The 4,918-nt window shown below is 63.1% G+C and carries 4 protein-coding genes; all 4 read left to right on the top strand.

Annotated elements, in window-relative coordinates:
* A partial coding sequence (locus AC6UAL_RS09475) for a threonine/serine exporter family protein (protein WP_500683136.1) occupies window positions 1-1,382 on the top strand: 1,382 nt, incomplete at its 5' end.
* Window positions 1,383-1,724: 342 nt separating this feature from the next.
* Window positions 1,725-3,323 (top strand): aspartate:alanine exchanger family transporter, encoded by a 1,599-nt coding sequence (locus AC6UAL_RS09470; protein ID WP_500683135.1) that lies wholly within the window; start codon window positions 1,725-1,727, stop codon window positions 3,321-3,323.
* 192 nt (window positions 3,324-3,515) lie between these two features.
* On the top strand, window positions 3,516-3,671 hold the full coding sequence (locus AC6UAL_RS09465) for a small basic protein (RefSeq protein ID WP_500683134.1): 156 nt from the start codon (window positions 3,516-3,518) through the stop codon (window positions 3,669-3,671).
* A gap of 134 nt (window positions 3,672-3,805) precedes the next feature.
* Window positions 3,806-4,918 (top strand): pseudouridine synthase (locus AC6UAL_RS09460; RefSeq protein WP_500683133.1); only part of this gene is annotated, 1,113 nt, incomplete at its 3' end.

The following is a 4,918-nucleotide window of genomic DNA, read 5'->3' as shown; positions in this document are numbered from 1 at the left end:
CCGACAACAAACACCCGGAAATCTCAGCCAAGGCGCACGAACAACTCCTGCACCGCCGAGTCGACCTCCTGCTGCGAACCGGCAAAATACTGGTGGAAAGCATGGCCAACACCGATCGCATCATGCGCAACATGAAGCGCGTCGCGGCCTACCTCGGCATCCCCGACGAGAAGCTGCACCTCTACGTCAACTTCAACATGCTCATGGTCAACGTCAGCGACGGGGAATACTCCTTCTCGAAATTCCAGCGGGTCGACGCCCACAGCGTCAACATGGACGCCATCACCGAAGTGAGCCTGCTCTCCTGGCGCGCCATCGAACAAGACTACAGCCTCGAGCGCTACGAAGCGGAACTCGAATGCATCGCCCGCAGAAAGCGCAACTACAGCCCCCTGCAAATCGCCATCGGCGCCGGCTTTGCCTGCGGCGGCTTCTGCATCCAATTCGGCTGCGACTGGGTCGCCTTTCTGTACGCCTCCCTCGCCGCCCTCATCGGCATGACCGTGCGCTCGAAATGCAATGCCGGCGGCCTCAACCCCTACATAGGAATCGGCCTCGCCGCCTTCGTCGCCACCCTCGTTGCCTGGGCCACCACCTTTCTGCCCGGCAGCTGGACGAGCACACCGTGGCATCCCCTGCTCGCCTGTGCCCTCTTCATCGTGCCGGGCGTCCCGCTCATCAACTTCGTCGATGACATGATCAGCGGGCACACGCAAATCGGCATCATCCGCGCCGTCAACACCCTGCTCATCGTCTCCGCCATGGCCTTCGGCATCGCCTTCGCCGTGAGGCTCTGCGACATCGGCAACTTCTTCCCGACCATCAGCATGGTCCCGCACCACGCCTACTGGGAATACGCCTTGGCGGCAGCCATCTCGGCCATCGGCTTCTCCATGATCTTCAACATCCCGCGCCGCCTTCTCCCGGTCGTGGCCATCGGCAGCATCCTCGCCGTCTGCACGCGCAACTACGTCAACCTCGGCCCGAGCACCGACAACATCGGGCTCGACATGGGCATTGCGGCGGGCTCCTTCATCGGCTCGGCACTCGTGAGCCTCATCGCCATCAAAGCCGTTCACTGGTTTCACGTACCCAACCACGTCCTGACCATCCCCTCCGTCATCCCCATGATACCTGGCGTCCTGATGTATCGCATGCTCTTCGGTCTCATCAGCAACCACGTCGACACCCTCGAGCATGTCACCCCGATTCTGCGAGCCGTCGACAGCGGCATCACCTCGGGGCTCGTCATCATGGCCATCGCCCTCGGCGTAGCGCTGCCCACCATCCTCGGTCGCCGCTACATAGCCGCCGCCAAACAGCGCCGCCTCAAAGCCATGCTGCGCGAACGCCAAGCCAACGGCAAATACCTGCAGTGGTGAACAGCCCCTCGGCGCTCAGCAGGCCCGAGCACCGACAAAGCCCTGCGGTCAGCAGCAGCGCACGCGAGCAATCAACGCCCCCTCGGCGCAACGCGAGACGCCCCTCGCACCAGCGCCCGAACATACAACAACGCGCCGCAGACAACCCCCGCCGGAGCCGATACCCCCGGCCACCCCGGCAGCAGCGGCCCTGCTCCGCCGCGCTCCGGGAAAAGCGCGCCGCAGCGGCAAAAAATCCGTTCGGAGCCTCGCCGCGAAGCTGTTTAAGCTTGCACAAAATGCGGCAACATGGTATAGCGGACGGCGGCAGCCGTGCTGCCACCAAGCTCAACGCACATTGCCATGGAAGAAGTCCTCAAAAACCCGACTTTCGTGCTCTTCGCCATCCTCTTTCTCGGCTTGGCCCTGGGCAATATCCAGTTCAAAGGAATCTCACTGGGCAGTTCCGGCGTTCTGTTCGTCGCCTTGGCCGCCGGACACTACGGGCTGAAAGTCCCCGACGGCGTCACCGGCATCGGCACCGCGCTCTTTGTTTACTGCGTGGGTCTCGGCGTCGGCAACCGCTTCTTCGCCACCCTGCGAAGCAAGGGCAGCAGCCTCGTGCTGATCTCCGTCGTCGTCGTCGGAACAGGCTGGCTCGTCACTTGGTTGCTGTCGTCGATGTTCTCCATCGAAGGCTCGGTAGCCGCGGGTCTCTTTGCCGGTGCCTGCACGAGTACGCCCGCCTTCGCGGCCGCTCGCGAAGCCCTCACGGGGCTTGACACCTCCGGGCTCGACATCGGCTACGGCGTTGCCTACCCCTTCGGCGTCATCGGCGTCGTTCTCTTCGTGCAACTCCTGCCGCGCCTGCTGCGCAAGGACCTCAACACCGTCCCCTCCAACGAGTCCGGCGCCAAAGACATGCACAAGATCATCCGCCGCGTCGTCACCATCACCCGCCCCGACATCTACGGGCGCAACATCGGCGAGTTCTGTGAAGAAGCCCACTTCAACTGCCGCGTCACCCGCTCGGTAAAAGAGGGCGTGCTGCACCCGCTCCAGCCCGAAGACTGCTTTGCGGAAGGCATGCAGGTCTTCCTCGTCGGCGAGCGCGCACAAGTCGAGCACGAAGCCCTGATGCTCGGCGAAATCGACCCGAAGCAGCAGCACCCGCGAGCCTTCGGCGATGAGACCTCCGAGCTCATCATCCTCAACAAGGACATGTGCAACAAAACGCTCGCCGAACTCGACCTGCTGAGCAAATACGGCATCACCATCTCGCGCATCACCCGCCTCGGCAACACCTTCGTGCCCGTGGGAGAAACCGAAATCATCCGCAACGACGTCTGCAACGTCGTCGGTGCGCCCGAATCCATCAAACAATTCGCCAAAGACTGCGGCCACCGCTGCACCGCCATCAACGCCACGGACATCCTCTCGCTGACGGGCGGCGTCGCCCTCGGCATCATCGTGGGCAACATCACCATCGGCATGGGCAGCTCCGGCGGCTTCAGCCTGGGCATGGCCGGCGGCCCGCTCATCGTCGCACTCATTCTCGGTCACTTCGGCAAGATCGGCCCCATTGCCGGCTACATGCCGCGCCCGACCCGCGTTCTGCTCATGGAGTTCGCCCTGATGATCTTCTTGGCGGGCGCCGGCGTATCCGGCGGCGAAAAGCTGGTGGAGACCCTGCAAGAACAAGGCGTCATGATGTTCCTCGTCGGCGTGGCCATCACCCTCGTTCCCATGCTGCTGGGCTACATCTTGGCCACAAAAATGCTCAAGCTGCCTCTGCCCGAAACCCTCGGTGCCATCTGCGGCGCCATGACGTCGACGCCGGCACTCGGCGCCATCACGGCCAAGACCGACCGCCAAGAACCCGTCATCTCGTACGCCACGGCCTACCCGGCAGCCCTGCTGCTCATGACGATTCTGGCCAAACTGCTGCTCTCCATGCTGTAAGGACCTACCGCACGGGGAGCCGCCACAGCTCTTCCTCAGGCGGGCGAAGCCGATCGGCTTCGCCCGTTTTTTTTGGACTTTGCGGCAAAAAAACGTAAATTTGGCTTGCCATTCACGCGAAAGAAGAGTAGAATGCGCGACCGCAACCCCGCAGTGATGCGGTAATGAACCTTTACAACACACTCAAGAGATATGTCCAAGCATTCCACACTCAAGGCCACTGGTACCGTCGGCGGTAAGCGTTCTGTCCTCAAGCGCTTCGAGCGCGTCAAGCTCATGAAGGAGCGCGGCCAGTGGAAGCAGGGTCAGAGCCCCATCGGCCTTCCCAAGACGAAGTTCGAATCCTGATCGCGTCCCCGCTTATCTGTGGGTCTCCGCAACGACTTTCCGAAGCCTCCCGGTGAAAGTTACCGAGAGGCTTCTTTCATCTTCTCTCGGGGCGACTCAGCCCCCCTTTTCATTCTTCTGCATTTTACCTCCCCATGACACAAGAGAGCAACTACCCGGCAGCACCGGAAGGCAGCGTTCGCCTCAACAAATTTTTGGCCTCCTGCGGCTATGAATCGCGGCGTGCGGCCGATCGCATCATCGCCGAAGGGCGCGTCGAAGTCAACGGCAAAGTTGTAGACACCCCCGGCCTGCGCGTCATGCCGGGCGACTTCGTCAAAGTCGACGGGCGCCACGCGACGCCGAAGGAAGAGATTGTGCTGCTGCTCAACAAGCCGCGCGGCTACGTATGCAGCCGCGACGCGCAGGGTGCCGCGGGCACCGTCTACGACCTCCTTCCGCCGAAATACCGCTACGCCAACTACGTCGGCCGCCTCGATGCGGACAGCGAAGGGCTTCTCATCTTCACCAACAACGGCGAACTCGGCCAGAAAGTCGGGCATCCCGGCGGCGGCATCGAGAAAGAGTACTGGGTCACGCTCGATCAAGCCTTCGACAACAGCGTCCTCATCCAGCTCCTCAAAGGCGTGCGCATTCCGGAAGGACAGGCGAAAGCAAAATACGTCTCGCGCCTCTCGGCGCGCCGTGCCTGCGTCGTGCTCGAGCAGGGCCTGAAGCGCCAAGTGCGCCAGATGTTTGCCTGCCTGGGGCTGCGCGTCCGCAAGCTCGTGCGCGTGCGAATCGGCTCCCTCTGGGGCGGCGACCTCGAGCCCGGGCGCTGCGAACTGCTCAGCGCTGAGCAACTCGCTCTCCTCACCGTCAACCCGCGCCGCCGCAAGGGCATGATCGGCGCCAAACAGGCCTTCAAGCCGAAGGCAGCGCAACCCGGCACCGCCCCGACAGACGAGCCCGATGACGACGAAAACTACGTCTTTGACCCCGCAGACTTTGAAACCGAACAAGAAGCACTCGGGCAGGGCACCAAGTTCGACGACAGCGAAGCCTTCGAACCCGAGCGCGAAAACAGCCGACGTCCCTTCGGCCGAGCCCCGCGCAACGCCCGCGACAGCCACTACGGCAGCGAGCGCAGCTTCGGCGACAAGCGAGCCTTCGGCGACCGCGGTGAACGCAGCTTCGGCGGCAAGCGAGCCTTCGGCGACCGCGGTGAACGCGGCTTCGGCGGCAAGCGGCCCTTCGGCGACCGCGGT

This window comes from Candidatus Parakkermansia intestinigallinarum, assembly GCF_944389695.1.
In the GTDB taxonomy this organism is placed as follows: Bacteria; Verrucomicrobiota; Verrucomicrobiia; order Verrucomicrobiales; family Akkermansiaceae; genus Akkermansia; species Akkermansia intestinigallinarum.
This window is presented reverse-complemented; position numbering and strand designations above follow the sequence as displayed.

Excerpts from the sequence above, each read along its gene's own strand:
- AC6UAL_RS09470 (WP_500683135.1), top strand. The coding sequence starts at position 1,725 with ATGGAAGAAGTCCTCAAAAACCCGACTTTCGTGCTCTTCGCCATCCTC.
- AC6UAL_RS09465 (WP_500683134.1), top strand. The coding sequence starts at position 3,516 with ATGTCCAAGCATTCCACACTCAAGGCCACTGGTACCGTCGGCGGTAAG.